The sequence below is a fragment of the Aquabacter sp. DMC10 genome, from assembly GCF_056314145.1.
In genome coordinates, this window is the sequence record NZ_JBQUYX010000002.1 from 444,103 (window position 1) to 459,650 (window position 15,548).

General features: G+C 66.4%; 14 protein-coding genes. 3 read left to right on the forward strand and 11 right to left on the reverse strand.

Annotated elements, in window-relative coordinates:
• Window positions 1-31 precede the first annotated feature (31 nt).
• The 10 genes from ACT54L_RS06770 to yidD all read right to left on the reverse strand — a co-directional run bounded on the left by ACT54L_RS06770 (window position 32) and on the right by yidD (window position 9,548).
• Complete coding sequence (locus tag ACT54L_RS06770) at window positions 32-718, reverse strand: DUF2848 domain-containing protein (RefSeq protein ID WP_476084781.1); 687 nt, start codon at window positions 716-718, stop codon at window positions 32-34.
• A gap of 139 nt (window positions 719-857) precedes the next feature.
• The gene (locus ACT54L_RS06775; protein WP_476084782.1) at window positions 858-2,030 is read right to left on the reverse strand and encodes an ABC transporter substrate-binding protein; all 1,173 of its coding nucleotides are present in this window, start codon (window positions 2,028-2,030) and stop codon (window positions 858-860) included.
• Between the two features lie 19 nt (window positions 2,031-2,049).
• Window positions 2,050-2,781: an ABC transporter ATP-binding protein gene (locus tag ACT54L_RS06780; protein ID WP_476084783.1), complete on the reverse strand. Its 732-nt coding sequence runs from the start codon at window positions 2,779-2,781 to the stop codon at window positions 2,050-2,052.
• Window positions 2,782-2,784: 3 nt separating this feature from the next.
• The gene (locus ACT54L_RS06785; RefSeq protein WP_476084784.1) at window positions 2,785-3,540 is read right to left on the reverse strand and encodes an ABC transporter ATP-binding protein; all 756 of its coding nucleotides are present in this window, start codon (window positions 3,538-3,540) and stop codon (window positions 2,785-2,787) included.
• On the reverse strand, window positions 3,537-4,379 hold the full coding sequence (locus tag ACT54L_RS06790; protein ID WP_476084785.1) for a branched-chain amino acid ABC transporter permease: 843 nt from the start codon (window positions 4,377-4,379) through the stop codon (window positions 3,537-3,539). Before ACT54L_RS06790 ends, ACT54L_RS06785 begins: the two co-directional genes overlap by 4 nt.
• Window positions 4,379-5,251: a branched-chain amino acid ABC transporter permease gene (locus ACT54L_RS06795; protein WP_476084786.1), complete on the reverse strand. Its 873-nt coding sequence runs from the start codon at window positions 5,249-5,251 to the stop codon at window positions 4,379-4,381. Before ACT54L_RS06795 ends, ACT54L_RS06790 begins: the two co-directional genes overlap by 1 nt.
• Window positions 5,252-5,564: 313 nt before the next feature.
• The gene (locus tag ACT54L_RS06800) at window positions 5,565-6,419 is read right to left on the reverse strand and encodes a nitroreductase family protein (RefSeq protein ID WP_476084787.1); all 855 of its coding nucleotides are present in this window, start codon (window positions 6,417-6,419) and stop codon (window positions 5,565-5,567) included.
• Between the two features lie 131 nt (window positions 6,420-6,550).
• Entirely contained in the window at window positions 6,551-6,895 is a 345-nt protein-coding gene (locus ACT54L_RS06805; protein WP_476084788.1) for a DUF1236 domain-containing protein, read from the reverse strand.
• A 244-nt stretch (window positions 6,896-7,139) separates the two neighbouring features.
• Window positions 7,140-9,113 carry a threonine--tRNA ligase gene (gene thrS, locus ACT54L_RS06810; RefSeq protein ID WP_476084789.1) on the reverse strand — a complete coding sequence of 658 codons (1,974 nt, stop codon included), beginning with the start codon at window positions 9,111-9,113 and terminating at the stop codon, window positions 7,140-7,142.
• Window positions 9,114-9,263: 150 nt separating this feature from the next.
• Window positions 9,264-9,548, reverse strand: a complete 285-nt coding sequence (yidD, locus tag ACT54L_RS06815; RefSeq protein ID WP_476085176.1) for a membrane protein insertion efficiency factor YidD — start codon at window positions 9,546-9,548, stop codon at window positions 9,264-9,266.
• A gap of 458 nt (window positions 9,549-10,006) precedes the next feature.
• Here yidD and ACT54L_RS06820 point away from each other — a divergent pair, with 458 nt between their 5' ends.
• Window positions 10,007-13,510 (forward strand): DUF4214 domain-containing protein, encoded by a 3,504-nt coding sequence (locus ACT54L_RS06820; RefSeq protein ID WP_476084790.1) that lies wholly within the window; start codon window positions 10,007-10,009, stop codon window positions 13,508-13,510.
• Between the two features lie 89 nt (window positions 13,511-13,599).
• Here the strand turns inward: ACT54L_RS06820 and ACT54L_RS06825 are convergent, their stop codons facing one another.
• A complete protein-coding gene (locus ACT54L_RS06825) occupies window positions 13,600-14,058 on the reverse strand; it encodes an iron-sulfur cluster assembly scaffold protein (RefSeq protein ID WP_476084791.1) in 459 nt (152 codons plus the stop codon).
• 266 nt (window positions 14,059-14,324) lie between these two features.
• Here ACT54L_RS06825 and folE point away from each other — a divergent pair, with 266 nt between their 5' ends.
• Both folE and hisI read left to right on the forward strand, forming a co-directional pair.
• Entirely contained in the window at window positions 14,325-14,996 is a 672-nt protein-coding gene (gene folE / locus ACT54L_RS06830) for a GTP cyclohydrolase I FolE (RefSeq protein WP_476084792.1), read from the forward strand.
• A gap of 24 nt (window positions 14,997-15,020) precedes the next feature.
• Complete coding sequence (gene hisI / locus ACT54L_RS06835) at window positions 15,021-15,506, forward strand: phosphoribosyl-AMP cyclohydrolase (protein WP_476084793.1); 486 nt, start codon at window positions 15,021-15,023, stop codon at window positions 15,504-15,506.
• Window positions 15,507-15,548 lie beyond the last annotated feature (42 nt).

A 15,548-nucleotide genomic window follows, 5' to 3' on the forward strand; every position in this document is an offset into this window, starting at 1 on the left:
CGGGAATGCCGAAACGCTCAAGGGCGCGCGGTCATCCCGACACCGGCAGGAGCGCCACGTCATAGCCGTGGCGGATGATGCGCCCGAGCACGGGATCTTCGATCTCGAATTCGAACCGCTCGGCGGGGCGAATGCCACCGTGGGCCGCCAGCGTACCGCAGAACATGGCATAGCCGTCCGAAAGGGTGCCGCCATATCCTTCCAGGACCTCCTGCGGCGCCAGCATGGCCGCCACCGATCCCTCCTGGTAAAGCGCGCGCGCGCCACCGTTCACCACATAGGAGCGCAGCACCAGCTTGTCCCAATGGGGCAGAACGTCGTCCAGAAGCCACAGATCGGGCGCCACCGGCTTGTCGCACATCTGCTTGGAGACGGTGATGTTATAGGTCTCCACCTTGCGGTCCGTATGATCCGATCCAATGCCCAGATAGCGCGTGCCCATGGCCTGGAGGATCATGAACTCCACCTCGCCGGAGGAGTCCGGGCCGGTGCATTCGATCACATCGGCCGTGGTGAGGCGGGCGGCGGCGACCCGGTAATAGATGGGGGTGGACGCCGGCCGGGGCACGCCCAGCTCTTCCAGTTCCTTGATGTGCTTTTCGAGCGCCACCTTATCTCGGCCCGTCCAACCCGCAATGATGGCAGTGCGGATCAGCAGCGTGTCCTGCGCGCTGACCCCGTCGGCATGAATGGTGAAGGTGAGGGCGGTACCGGTCATCAGCCAGCTCCTTGGCGCCAGTTCCCTGGCGGCGGCTTTCGTTTCTGGGAAGAAGCCCGGGCGCCACGCGTCCGGGTGAAAGGCAGAGCCGGCGCCCCGTGTCAGGGCAGGCCGAGGCGCCGGCTCGACGCGCGCGCCCTCAGTTGGGCATGCGCGTATCGAGAAGGGTCCACTTGCCGTCCTTGACTTCCAGCACATAGACCGGCTTCACGGCATCGCCCTCGGTGAAGGAGATGGAGCCTTCCAGCGCCTGGTAGTCCTTCAGCTTGGCGAGCTGGTCGCGGATGGCGGCGCGCTCCTCTGCGACCTTGGCCTTGTCGCCGGTGACGCCCGCGCGCTTCATGGCCTCGGAATAGAGGTAGACAATGTCATAGACCGAGGCGTCCATCTGGTTCGGCTCGGTGCGGTTGAGGCCGGCGGCCTTGGTGCGCTTGCCGAATTCCTCGGTGAAGGCCTTGGTGGTGGCGTTCACTTCGGGGAAGAAGGTGGTGCCGATGGTCAGCTTGTCGCCGGCGCCGTCCATGCGCTTGGGCAATTCGGGATCGGCGATGGTGGTGCCGCCGATGAGACGGGTGGAGACGCCCTGGCGCTTCAGCTCCTTGGCGAGGTTGATGGCGCCTTCGGGCGGCGAGCCGAGGCCCACCACGTCAGGCGCGATCTGCTTGAGCTGGGCCACCTGCGGCGACAGGTCGAAGGCGGCCAGCTGGAAGTCCACGGAGCCCTTCAGCGGGATGGAATACTTCTCGAACAGCTTGGGGATCACCACCGTGCCGATGGACTTGGAGACCACGTCGTCGGTGGCATAGGCGGCCGCGCCCGTGGCGGTGGGCAGCTTCTTGTCCTTCAGCGAGCCCAGCACCTGGTCGATGACCTTGCCTTCGTCCGTGGTGTTGCGGAAGCCGTAGGTGAAGCCCTTCGTCAGGCCCGGGGCGGAGGAGGCCATGGACATCTGGGGGATGCCCTCGCGCTCGCCCACCGGGAAGGTGGTGCGCACCTCGGAGGAGGAGAAGGGACCGATGACCGCGAGCGCGGCATCGTCCTGGGCAAAGCGGCGCAGCGCGGTGGTGGCCTGCTTGGGATCGCCGGCGGTGTCGAACTTCACCACCTTGATCTTCTTGCCGTTGATGCCGCCCTTCTTGTTGATCTCTTCCACCGCCATGTCCACCGCCACCTCATTGGTGTTGGCAAGGCTCACATAGGGGCCGCTCTTGGCCATCATGTAGCCGAGGACGAGCTCGCCATCGGCCCGCGCGGCGCCGGTGGAAACGAGCGCCGCCAGCATGGTGGCGCCCAGCAGAACCGATGTCTTCATGGTGCAACTCCTCTCTGGATTATTGAGCGGGGGCAGCGCTGCCCTCGCCGAGATAGGCTTCCTGGAGACGGGGATCGGCGGCGAGCGCCTTGGGGTCGCCGGCCATCATGACGCGGCCGAGTTCGAGCACGGTGGCCTGGTGGGCGACCGAGAGCGCCTTGCCCGTATTCTGCTCCACCAGCAGCACGGAGAGGCCCTCCCCGTTCAGTTCGCGGATCAGCTCGAACAGCTTGGAGACGAAGAGCGGCGAGAGGCCCAAGGACGGCTCGTCCAGCATCATCAGGCGCGGACGGGACATCATGGCCCGGCCGATGGCCAGCATCTGCTGCTCGCCACCCGACAGACACGAGGCCAGCATGTGGCGCCGCTCAGCGAGATTGGGGAAGCGGCCGTAGATGGCGTCCATCTCCCGCTTCATGGCCGCCGTATCGGTGCGCATATGGGCGCCCAGCAGCAGGTTTTCCTCCACCGACAGGGTGATGAGGATGCGCCGGCCCTCCGGCACCAGGACGAGGCCGCGGGCGATGCGCTTGTGGGCCGCCTCGCCGCTGATCTCCTCGCCGTCAAAGGCGATGCCGCCGCCTTTGAGCGGGACGGCGCCGAGAATGGCCTTCAGGAGCGTGCTCTTGCCGGCGCCATTGGCGCCGAGCACGGTGACCACCTCGCCCTGCCCCACCTTCAGCGAGACATCGCAGAGCGCGGTGACGCGGCCATATTGGACGGTGAGGCCGGAGACCTGGAGCAGAGCCATGGGTCAGTCCTCCGCACCGATATAGGCTTCGCGCACCTTGGGATCACGGCGCACCTGAGAGAGCGGCCCCTCGGCGATCTTCTCGCCGAAATTCAGCACCACCACCTTCTCGCAGATGCTGTCCACGAAGTGCATGTCGTGCTCCACCACCAGCATGGTGAGGCCCTTGTCCATGAGCGCGCGCAGATGGTCGCGCAGCGCGTTGGTCTCGCTGGGATTGAGGCCCGCGGCGGGCTCGTCCAGCATCAGGACATTGGCGCCGGCCAGCGTCGCCCGCACCAGGTCGATGCGCTTGCGCACGCCATAGGGCAGCGCGCTCACCATCTCGTCCGCGTAGCGCTCCAGCCCGTTCTCGGCGAGGGCGGCCCGCGCCTCCCGCTTCCAGCGATGATTGGGGATGAGGCGATAGGGGGTCAGCAGCGCACCGAGCGAAGAGGCCCGCACATGCTGGCCCACCAGCAGGTTTTCCAGCACCGACAAATGGTTCATCAGCCGGATGTTCTGGAACGAGCGGGCGATGCCTGTGCCGATGCGCTTGCGGGACGCCATGTGGGTGACATCCACGCCGTTCACCTTGATCGTCCCGGCATCGACGCCATAGACGCCGCTGACCAGGTTGAACACCGTGGTCTTGCCCGCCCCATTGGGGCCGATGAGGGCGGTGGTGCGGCCCTTGGGCACCTCGAAGGACAGGTCCCGGATGGCCCGCACGCCGGCAAACGACTTGCACAGGCCCGAGATGGACAGAGCCGAGGTCATCGCGTCACCTCCGGCGCGCGGCGGCGGAGCAGGCGGAAGAGCGAGGTGGTCACCAGCCCCTGCGGCCGCACCGCCATGAACAGGATGATGAAGATGGCGAACAGGGCGTAGCGCCACTGGTCGGACGCCCGCAGCAGTTCCGGCACCAGCGTGAAGAAGGCCGCGCCCACCAGCGGGCCCCACACCGTCTGGGTGCCGCCGAAGAGGACGTAGAGCACCGTGAAGACGGAGAGCAGGACGTTGAAGTGCTGGGCTTCGACGAAATTGTAATGGTGGGCATAGAAGGCGCCGCCAAAGCCCGCCACCGCCGCCCCCAGCGCAAAGGCCGCCACCTGGATGCCCCGCACGGACACGCCCAGCAGATCCGCCACCGTCGGGTCGCTCTTCACCGCCGTGAGATAAAGGGCAAAACGGGTGCGGGAGACAAGGAGCATCAGCAGCACCACCCCGCCGGCCGCCGCATAGACCGCATAGGGACCGGCATAGTCGGTGACGGGATAGCCGGCCGCCCCGCCCACCACGTCCAGATTGAGGAAGACGGCGGCAATCACCTGCCCCAGCGCGAAGGTGGCCATGGCGAGGTAAATGCCATGGGTGCGCAGCACGGGAATGCCGATGAGGATGCCCATGAGCCCCGCCAGCGCCGAGCCCACCGGAATGGCCGCCCACATGGGCCAAGCATATTCATTGGTCAGGAAGGCTGAGGCATAGGCGCCGATGGCCATGAAGCCCGCAATGCCCAGGTTCAATTGCCCCGCCGCCAGCGGCAGATAGACCGCATAGGCCGCCATCACATTGAAGGCGAGGACGACGAGGACGCCCGTCAGATAGCCGCTCATCACAGCTTCTCCCGGCTGGCGGGGCGCCCGAGGAGACCTTGGGGCCGCAGGATGAGGATGAGGAGCAGGAGCCCGTAGACCGTGATGTTGACCACGTCGGCACCGATGAAGGAGATGGACAGCACTTCGGCAAGGCCGATCAGCAGGCCGCCCAGCACCGCGCCCCAGATGGAGCCCATGCCGCCCACAATCATGGCCGCCACACCCTTGAAGCCGACGCCCTCCCCCATGAAGGGTGAGACCTGCTGGTAATTGACCGCGAACAGGATGCCCGCGAGCGCGGTGAGCAAGGCACTGGCCACGAAGAGCTGCGGCACCAGGCGGGAGATGTTGATCCCCATGAGCAGCGCCGTATCGCGGCTCTCGGCCACCGTGCGGATGCGCCGGCCCATATTGGTGGAGCGCAGGAACCAGGACAGCCAAGCCACCAGCGCAACCGAAATCGCCAATGAAATCAATTGCGCGATGCCGATCACAAGCCCGCCGATGCGCAGATTGAGGTCCGGCAGGAGGCTCGGGAAGGCCTGCTGGTCCGAGCCGTACTGGATCAGCATGAGGTTTTCGAGCAGCACCAGGAAGCCCAGCGAGGAGACCAGCGGCACCTCCGGGTCCCCGCCCTGCATGGGCCGGTAGGCGAGGCGCTCGACCAGCAGCGAGACCAGGGCGGCCACGAACAAAGCGGCGGCAAAGGCCAGGAACCAGGGCCAGCCGATCTTCATCATGCCGAAGGCCAGCATGCCGCCCACCATGAACAGGCCCGGCAGCGAGAAGTTGAGGAAGTTCAGCACCCCGATGGCCAGCGTGAAGGCCACCGCCACCAGCATATAGATGGCGCCGAGCATCAGGCCGTTGACGATCTGCTGGGCGAGCATGACGCAGGCGTGTCCTTAATGACCGAGACAAGCCCAAGGCCGTCTGGAGCCGGCGGCACCCGAGGGTGCGGCCCGATCGTCCGGCCGAGGAATTAGATAACATACAAAGCTAATTCAAAGCCGACTTCAAGCTGAAATTTCAGGCGGATTTCAGACGGATTACAGGCAGGGCCTGCGCCTGCATGCCCCAACGGAAGCATCGGCATTTCGTTTGTCGGCGCGCCATCGCGCACGGTTCCGGGCGCCAGCGCGGGCGCCCGGAACATGCCCTTTTTCGCGGCAAATTCCGCCTGGGTTAAACTCAGATCACCCCTCAGCGAAGGGGGAATCCGAGCCTCTTCAGCACCTCGCGCAGCCGATCGCGCCCGGTGAGCGCCGCCGGGCCGCCCACCCTCTGCACGACCACCCTGGACCAGCCCACCGGCCGCATGCCCTCGGCCTCCTGGAAGGCGGTCATGGCCGCGTCATAGGCCTCCACCGCCGGCGGGGAGAGGCTGGGGTCATAGCGCTCCTCATGGAGCACAAGTCCTTGAGACAAGCGGGGTTTCACCTGGGCGGGGCGCGCCGGGTCGGGCTGGCCGACGCACATGCCGAACACCGCCACCGCCCGTTCGGGCAGGCCGAGCAGCTCCGCCACTTTCTCGGGATCATTCCGCAGCCCGCCAATATAGACGATGCCGAGCCCGAGCGATTCCAACGCCACCGCCGCATTCTGGGCCGCCAGCGCCGCATCCACCGCGCCCACAACAAACATCTCAAGGAAATCAAGGCCTTCCACGGCCCCGCCGGTCCTCTCCCCCAGCTCCGCGAGGCGGGACAGGTCGGCGAGCCAGACCAGCAGGACCGGCGCCTCCACCACATGCCTCTGCCCGCCCGCCACGGCGGAAAGCGCCGCCTTGGTCACCGGGTCGCGCACCGCAACCACGCTCCAGGCCTGGAGATTCGAGGAGGTGGACGCACTCTGCGCCGCCGCCACCGCCGCCTCCAGCGCCCCTGCCGGCACGGGCGCCGCCGTGAAGGCCCGCACCGAGCGGTGGGTCAGGAGGGTGTCGATGACAGGATTGGACAGAAGCGTGCCGGGGACGGGCTGCGTGCCATAGCGGGCGGCCACGCGCGCCGCACTGTCACCACCCTCATCCGGCAGGAGGGCGTGCTGAACTTGCGCCATTTCATACTCCGGCGCGGCGCCGCCATAGCGCGCCGCGATCGTTCGAGGCTGGCCTCAGGCACGGCTTTGTGCCGCCCATCGGCCTTCGCCGCGAATGTGCGCGAGGCCATGCCCAAGCACAAGCCACCGGCCTATTCGATCACTTTGACGATCCGGCGCGTGGAGGGGTCAACGAGGACCGTGTCCCGGCCGACCACCGCGAACTGGTAGTGCGGAATGCCAACGTCTTCTGGCAACGGATGAATTTCCACCGACGGCGGCAGTTCCACTCCGGTGGCGACGATGAAATCACGGGCCGGAGGGGTGGCGGCCCGCTGATCGGCGGCGACGTCCCGGATCTTCTCCTCCTGATCCAGGGTCACCGAAACGGAGGGCGTCGCGACCGTGCTGGGTGGCGCGGGAAGAGGAGTTTGGGCGAGCGCGGGGCCGCCGAGCGCCGCCAGCACAAGGACGACGTGGGAGAGGCATAAACGCATGGTTCTTTCCCTATCCGTGGCCCCCTCCCTTGAACGTGGCCGCCGCCGGGGAGGTTCCCTCCCCCGTCCCCGAACCGGTGCGACGCACCATATCCCCATCTTTGCCGCGCGCCGGCCTCTGCCCGGTTCGGTCGCACCTTCGGACACCTCAGCCTCCTCCCCCGCCAGGCACAGACGCAGAAAAGCCCGGACGGCACGATCAGGTGCCATCCGGGCCTAGAAACTTGCAGCGAAGGCCTGCCGCTCAGACCGCCTTGGCCAAAGCCCGGCGGCGCACGTCCGGCGGGGTCGCCTCGTCAGTCAGAAGGGCCAGCGCCTCGTCGAGGGGCAGAACCACCTGCTGGTTGGAGCCGAGCCGGCGGATGGACACCGTCCGCTCCGCCGCTTCCTTGCGGCCAGCCACCAGCATCACCGGCACCTTGGCCAGAGAGTGCTCGCGCACCTTGTAGTTGATCTTCTCGTTGCGAAGATCAAGGTCGGTGCGCAGATCAAGCGCCTTGGCGGCGGCGGCCACCTCGACGGCATAGTCGTCCGCATCGGAGGTGATGGTGGTCACCACAACCTGGGTCGGAGCCAGCCAGAGCGGGAAATGCCCGGCGAAGTGCTCGATCAGGATGCCGGTGAACCGCTCCATGGAGCCGCAGATGGCGCGATGGATCATCACCGGCGTCTTCTTCTGACCGTCCGCATCCACATAGAAGGCGCCGAAGCGCTCCGGCAGGTTGAAGTCCACCTGAGTGGTGCCGCACTGCCATTCGCGGCCGATGGCATCCGACAGGGTGTACTCGAACTTGGGGCCATAGAAGGCACCCTCGCCGGGCAGGATGCCGGTCTTGATCTTGCCGCCGGACTGGGCCTCGATCTGCTGGAGAACGCGGCCCATCACCTCCTCGGCATGGTCCCACACCGCGTCCGATCCCACCCGCTTCTCGGGACGGGTGGAGAGCTTCACGATGATGTTCTCGAAGCCGAAGTCGGCATAGGTGGAGAGGATCAGGTCGTTGATCTTCAAGCACTCGGCCGCCATCTGGTCTTCGGTGCAGAAGATGTGGGCATCATCCTGCGTGAAGCCGCGCACGCGCATGAGGCCGTGCAAGGCGCCGGAGGGCTCGTAGCGGTGCACCGCGCCGAACTCGGCGAGGCGCAGCGGCAGGTCGCGATAGGATTTCAAGCCGTGCTTGAAGATCTGCACATGCCCGGGACAATTCATGGGCTTGAGCGCAAAGACGCGCTCGTCGTCGGTCTCGTCGCCCGCCGACTGCACCTTGAACATGTTCTCCTTGTACCAGCCCCAATGGCCCGAGGTCTCCCACAGGGACTTGTCCAGCACCTGGGGGGCGTTCACCTCGTCATAATCGGCCTTCAGGCGCCGGCGCATATAGGCGACGAGCCCCTGGAACAGGCTCCAGCCCTTGGGATGCCAGAACACCGTGCCTGGCCCCTCCTCCTGGAAGTGGAAGAGGTCCATCTCCCGGCCCAGCCGGCGATGGTCGCGCTTCTCGGCTTCCTCGAGGCGATGGAGATAGCCGTCCAGCTCCACCTGGTCATGCCAGGCGGTGCCATAGATGCGGGTCAGCATGGGATTGTTGCTGTCGCCGCGCCAATAGGCGCCCGCCACCTTCATCAGCTTGAAGGCCGTGCCCACCTTGCCGGTGGAGGGCATATGCGGGCCGCGGCACAGGTCGAACCATTCGCCCTGCTTGTAGATCTTGACGTCCTGGTCCTCGGGAATGGCGTCCACGAGCTCCACCTTGAACGCCTCGCCCTTCATGGCGAAGACGTTCTTGGCCTGATCGCGGGACCACACTTCCTTGGTGAAGGGGCGGTCCTTGGCGATGATCTCGCGCATCTTGGCTTCGATCTTCGGCAGGTCGTCCGTGGTGAACGGCTCATTGCGCGCGAAGTCGTAATAGAAGCCGTTCTCGATCACCGGGCCGATGGTGACCTGGGTCCCGGGATAAAGCGCCTGCACCGCCTCCGCCAGCACGTGGGCCGCATCGTGCCGGATCAGTTCCAGCGCGCGGGCATCGTCACGGGTGACGATTTCAAGGCGCGCATCGGCGGTGATCGGCTCGGACAGATCCGCAAGCACGCCGTCCAGCGTCACCGCCACGGCCTTCTTCGCGAGGGATTTGGAAATGGCGGCGGCGATCTCCGCGCCGCTCGTTCCGTCGGGATAGCTGCGCGCGGCGCCATCGGGGAACGTCAAGGTAACCATGGCATGTCTCCGGCCCACTCCTGCGCACCAGGCAGGTAGGCGAGTTGAACAAGGCTGGCGTCTCTAGTCCCATTGGGCGTGCCCGTCTAGGGGCGCGCGGGCACGATCGGTCCATTGCCTCTCCGGCCCATGGGCGCCGCAAGCCCCACGTCAGCCCTGAGTGTCCGACGACGCGGGCTGACGCCAGCGCCCGTAGGTCCAAGGACGGGACCAGCGCGCCCCCTGCGGCACCGCCTCAGGCACCGGGTCAAAACCATGCCCACCCCAGGGATGGCATCGGCAGATGCGGGCGGCCCCCATCCATCCCCCGGCCCAGGCGCCGTGCTTCTGGATGGCCTCGTCCGCATAGGCGGAGCAGGTGGGCAAGTAGCGGCATTGCCGACCCATGAAGGCCGATAGGGAATAGCGATAGACGAGAATGGGCAGGCGCAGCATCTGGCGCGGAATGAGCCGCACCGTCCCCCAGAGGCGGGCAAGCGGCTGTGAGGCCTCGGCGCGTGGCGGCTCCGGGGGGAACAACGAAAGTACCATCCTGCCCCTCCCCTGTTGTCGCGCCAGCCCCCAGCGGCGGCGATTTCCGCATGCTACATCGGCAGCGCACATCCGCGGGTCAAGGCCAACCGGCAGAAACACGCGGCCCGCCAGGGCGCAACGCACGAGGCCTGCGGGCGTGCGGGACCGTCACGCCGGCGCCCAGACCGCAAGTAAAACGCAACTCATGGCGAGGCTATTTAGCCAACAAATAGCAACTACCGGGATAGGCTTGCAATCGTCATAAGCTTGTCGCAGCGTCATTACATAAGGTCACTCACATTCAGAAACAAACCAGCGGACGATTCATGATCGCCCGCTGCGGCCTCCCTTTGCCATTTTGGCTCCTGAGGATTTGACCGATGGCGACCTACACCCTTCAGCTTCTTCATTTTTCAGACGCAGAAGCCGGCTTGCTTGCCTCCACGACCGCACCCAACCTCGCCGCGCTGGTGGATGCGTTCGATGACGATTACGCCAATACGCTCATCCTCGCCGGCGGTGACAACTGGATCCCCGGTCCGTTCCTGGCCGCTGGCACCGACCCCGCGGTGCGCAACGCGATCAATGCCGTTACCGGCTCGACCATGACGGGCACCATTCCGATCGCCGCTGCGGATATTGCCATCCACAATCTGATCGGCGTCCAGGCCTCGGCTCTGGGCAATCACGATTTCGACCTGGGCTCGAACGTGCTGGCGAGCGCCCTGTCCGCCAATAGCGGCTGGGTGGGTGCGCAGTTCGTGTCGGTCTCCGCGAACCTGGTCTTCGGGCCGTCTTCGCCTTACTACACCAACCCGACCGCCACCGATTCCCCGCTCAATGCCATCTACGCGGATACGCTGGACTTCAATGTTCAGCCCACGCTGAACGCCGCGCCCACCACGACCGCGGTGGCGGAAGCCTCCACGCTGAAGGGCAAGATTGCGCCCGCCACCGTCATCACCGAGGGCGGCGAGAAGATTGGCGTGGTCGGCGTGACCACGCAGATCCTGGAGTCCATCTCCTCGCCCTCCAGCGCCGAGATCGCCGGCTTCCCCGGCGGTGCCGGTGCCAATGGCGAAGTGGACAACATGGATCTGCTGGCCGCGCAGCTTCAGCCCATCATTGACGAGCTGATCGCCGAAGGCATCAACAAGATCTTGCTGATGTCGCATCTGCAGATCATCGGCAATGAAATGGTGCTCGCCACCAAGCTGAAGGGCGTGGACATCATCCTGTCCGCCGGTTCGCACCAGCGCATGGGCGACTCCTCCGACGTTCCCGCGAGCCTTCCCGGTCACGGCGCCGACTTCGCCTATGACTACCCCTATGTGACGGCCGGTGCCGACGGCAAGACCACGGTCATCGTCAACACCGACAATGAGTACACCTATCTCGGCCGCCTCGCCGTGGACTTCGACGAGCAGGGCGACATCATCGCCGACAGCCTGACCGCCAATGCGGGCATCAACGGCGCCTATGCAGCCACCACCGCCAATGTGGCGGCCGCCTGGGGCGTGAGCGAGGACAATCTGGCCACCACCGCCTTCGCCGCCGGCACCAAGGGCGGCGACGTGGCGCAGATCACGACGGCCGTCCAGGGCGTCATCAATGTCAAGGACGGCAACGTCTACGGCTATTCCACCGTCTATCTGGAAGGCGAGCGCGGCTATGTGCGCGGCCAGGAGACCAACCTGGGCGACCTGTCTGCCGACGCCAATGCGGCGACGCTGAAGAGCGCCCTCGCCGGGGCCATCGGCGCCGACGCGGTTCAGGAAACCTATGTGGTCTCCATCAAGAATGGTGGCGGTATCCGGGCCCAGATCGGCACCCTGTCCGCGCCCAATCCGGTGGATGGCTCGGTGCAAAAGCTGCCGCCGGACGGCGGTGTCTCCCAGCTCGACGTCGAGAACTCCCTGCGCTTCAACAACAAGCTCATGGCGTTCGACACCACCGCTGCCGGCTTGAAGGCGATCATTGAGCACGGCGTCGGGTCCTACCCCAACCAGGGCCGCTTCCCCCAGATCGGCGGCGTCGCCTTCTCCTTCGACCCGGACCTGCCCACCGGCAGCCGCGTGTCGAGCATCTCGCTGATCGATGCGGACGGCCACACGGTTGTGCGCCTGGTGGAAAACGGCGTCGTCCTCGCCGACGTGCCTGACGTGATCCGCGTCGTCACGCTGAACTTCATGGCCGATGGCGGCGACGGCTATCCCATGAAGGAGAACGGCTCCAACTTCCGCTATCTGCTGGAGGATGGCAGCCTCGGCCCGGTGCTCGACGAGGCCTCTGACCTCGATGCCAATCCGCCGGCCAATGCCATGAGCGAGCAGAAGGCATTCGAGCTTTACATGCGCTCCCACCACGCCACGGCCGAGACCGCCTATACGCAGGCGGACACGGAAATGTCCGGCGACCTGCGCATCCAGAACCTCAATGCCCGCACCGACACCGTGCTCGCCAGCGCGGCCGAGACCTTCCTGGGCGGCGAGGCCAATGATGTGTTCGACGGCAGCGCGAGCGACGACCGGGCCAATGGCGGCGCCGGAAACGACGTGCTGCGCGGCCACGCCGGCAACGACATTCTGTTCGGCGAGGCGGGCAATGACCATCTGATCGGCGGTATCGGCGACGACATCCTCGTCGGCGGCACCGGCGACGATCTTCTGGCGGGTGGCACCGGGCGCAACTCCCTGCATGGCGGGCTCGGCAATGACCGCGCCACCTTCGAGGGCAATCGCGCCGACTATGCCATCATCCGCGACGGCGCTGCGGTCATCGTGCGGTCGCTCGCCGACGAAAGCCAGGAAACCCGCCTCATCGGGGTGGAGACCCTCGCCTTCACCGACGCCAACGTCACGGTGGAAGACAATCCGGCCACGGCGCTGGTGGCCGGCCTCTACCAGCAGGTCATGGGGCGTCTGCCCGACCTGCAGGGCCTGCAATACTGGACCGGCCTCATCGACAAGGGCGCCAGCCTGGGTGATGTGGCCGTCAGCATGATCCTGTCCCCGGAGGCGCAGGCGCGCGGCGTCGGGGCGGCGTCGGTGGCCGACATCACCGTGGACCTGCTCTATACGACGCTGCTCGGCCGCCCGGCCGATGCGGAGGGCAAGGCCTATCACGAGGCAGCCCTGGCGGCTGGCCTTCCCCTCGCCGTGGTGGCCGGCCACTTCGTGCATGCGCCGGAAATGGAGCCTTTCCAGCTGGCGGGGGCGGCCCTCGACACCACCTTCCTCAGCCCCGATCTCTTCACCCGCACCGGCTCTGCCGGCAATGACGTGCTGTTCGGCGGCGTCGGAGCCGATGTGCTGGTGGGTGGAGCGGGATCGGACCTGCTGCATGGCGGCCGCGGCATCGACACCGCCGTCTTCAACGGCAACAAGGCGGATTTCGAGATCACCTATGGCCATGGCACGGTGACCGTCACCGCCCGCACCGAAGTCGGCGCCGTCGACACGCTGGTGAATGTGGAACGGCTCGCCTTCAACGATGGCAGCGTGGACGTGACGACGGACGTCACCGCCCTCAACCTGGCGACCCTTTATGGACGCGTCCTGGATCGGCAGGCGGATCTGTCCGGCCTGTCCGCCGCGCTGACGGCGCATGAGGGTGGCATGTCGGAAGGGCGCCTCCTGCTCAACCTCATGCATTCCCCCGAGGCCCAGGCCAAGGGCGTCGGTGCTTCCGCCGACGGCAGCCTGACGGTGGACACCCTTTACAACACCGTCTTCGGGGCCGACGGCACCGACAGCGACCGTGCCACCTACCAGTCCATGGCCGCCTCGGGCGCAGATCTTGAGGAAGTGGCAAGCGCCATGGTGCGGTCCGATGGGCTGTCCCACCTGCGCCTTGCGGCGTCGGACCTCGACTTCTTCATCTGACCCGAACACATCCAGCGGTGGCGGGGGCCGGCAACGGCTCCCGCCATTTGCGTTTTATGGCCTTCCGGTCCGCACCGAGGGAGAGGGTGTCAGGCCGTCTTTTCCGCCGGCGTGCAAGCCGCGCGGGCGGCGACCTGATCCAGCGCATCCACAACGGCATCGAAGGTCAACAAGGTGGAAGCGTGGCGGGCCTTGTAGTCGCGCACCGGCTCCAGCACGGCCAAATCCGCCCATTTGCCCTCGGGCGGGGCGCCATTTTCCTTCAGCATGGCGCGAACCGTGTCGCGAATCGCGCGCAACTCCTCGGCCGTGGAGCCCACCACGAGGCGCGCCATGATAGAGGACGAGGCCTGGCCGAGGGCGCAGGCCCGCACCTCATGGGCGAAATCCACCACCTGCCCGTCCGCCACCTTGAGGTCGATGGTGACCGTCGATCCGCACAGCCGGGAATGGGCGGTGGCGCTGGCATCGGCATCCGCCAGTCGCCCGAGCCGCGGAATGTCGGCGGCCAAGGCGAGGATACGGGCATTGTAGACGTCGTTAATCATCGGCTCATCCGCGGCAAGCATGCGGCGCGCATCACCCAGTCCGGCTAAACATGCATTTGAAGCAGGCGCGCTCTGAACTTATATAGGGAAGGCTTGGTCCGGCGGAAGACGCCGGACCTCAGGGCGCGGATGCCCATCATCCGCGACGACGGACGGCAAGGCCGCCGCCGGGGCTTCCGGCGGGGCGCGGCAGGAAAGGTCCCGCGCATGCGTAGCCGACACCGGTGACACTCCCGCCCACCATGGGCGGTCGGACGGAGTTGGGCATGGACGCGGTGGTCAGACTTCTCAAGGCCCAGGCCGAGAGCGAGGAAAAGGCGCGCCGGCGCGGCGCGAAAGGGCCCGTGGCGCAGCGCCGCGACCCCAATCGCCCCTCCCGCGAGGCCGCCGAGGCTGCGGTGCGCACCTTGCTGGCCTATATGGGCGAGGACCCCGAGCGGGAAGGCCTGCTGGACACGCCGAGCCGCGTGGTGCGCGCCTATGACGAGCTGTTCTCCGGCTATGGCCACGACAGCGAGGAGATTCTCGACCGCACGTTCGGCGAGATCGGCAATTTCGACGACTTCGTCCTGGTGCGCGACATTCCCTTTTATTCCCATTGCGAGCACCACATGGTCCCCTTCATCGGCAAGGCTCATGTGGCCTATTTTCCGGTGGAGCGAGTGGTGGGCCTGTCCAAGATCGCCCGCGTGGTGGACATCTATGCCCGGCGCCTGCAGACGCAGGAGCACCTGACCTCGCAGATCGTTACCGCGCTGGACGAGGCGCTGCACCCGAGGGGCATCGCGGTGCTGATCGAGGCCGAGCACATGTGCATGGCCATGCGCGGCGTCATGAAGGCGGGGGTATCCACTGTCACCAGCCAGTTCACCGGCGCCTTCCGGGATGACCCGGCCGAGCAGGTGCGCTTCATCTCCATGGTGCGCGGCAAGGCCTGAAGCCGCGCGAGCGAGCATTATCCCATGTCTGAGACTTCCTTGGCCGTCTTCCCGGTAAGCGCAGGCTCGCACGAATTGGAGGAAGGCACCCGCCTGACCCCGCGCTTCGATGCCCACGGACTGGTCACCTGCGTGGCCACCGACGCGGTCACGGGCGAGGTCCTGATGCTTGCCCATATGAATGCGGAGGCGCTGGCGCTCACCATTTCCACCGGTGAGGCGCATTATTACAGCCGCTCGCGCCAGAAGCTCTGGAAGAAGGGCGAGAGTTCCGGTCACACGCAGAAGGTGGTCGACATGCTGGTGGACTGCGACCAGGACGCGGTCATCATCAAGGTCGAAATGGGCGGCACCGGCGCCGCCTGCCACACCGGCCGCCGCTCTTGTTTCTATCGCCGCATCCCTCTGGGCGGGCAAAATGCTGCCGAAACGGCGCTTGAATTCACCGGCGATACGCCCCGCTTCGACCCGAAGGCCGTGTACGGCGACGATCACGGCCACGGCCACTGAATCGCCAAGGCGGGCGGCAGCGCCCGCGCCGGGAGCCTCCGA